We start from the raw sequence: 502 nt of genomic DNA, 5'->3' as shown, positions 1-502 counted from the left end.
ATTGTTAACAATATTTGTAAAAACCTACTGCCAAAAATGCGAAACTGGAGGATAAGACCGCCCTGAAATTTCATCCCATACTGATTAAACCTTCAACAAAGGAAATCCAAATGTCTTCCATCAAACGCGCCCTGATCAGCCTATCCGACAAGACAGGCGCAGTCGAATTTGCCCAAACCCTGACCAAGCTCGGTGTTGAAATTCTCTCTACCGGCGGTACAGCAAAACTCTTGGCTGATGCAGGCGTTCCCGTTATCGAAGTTGCCGACTATACCGGCTTTCCCGAAATGCTCGACGGCCGCGTGAAAACCCTGCATCCGAAAATCCACGGCGGTATCCTCGGCCGTCGCGATTTGGACGAACACGTCGCCAAGATGGAAGAACACGGCATCGGCAACATCGACCTCGTGTGCGTCAACCTCTACCCCTTCGCCGCCACCATCGCCAAACCAAACTGCACGCTGGAAGACGCGATTGAAAACATCGACATCGGCGGCCCGAC

General features: G+C 52.0%; 1 pseudogene. It reads left to right on the top strand.

The features are described 5' to 3' along the window. Positions 1-110 precede the first annotated feature (110 nt). Positions 111-502: pseudogene (gene purH, locus ACTHUR_RS18885) on the top strand (bifunctional phosphoribosylaminoimidazolecarboxamide formyltransferase/IMP cyclohydrolase); the annotation flags it as partial.

It is taken from the genome of Neisseria sp. P0021.S007, from assembly GCF_051956855.1.
This window is presented reverse-complemented; position numbering and strand designations above follow the sequence as displayed.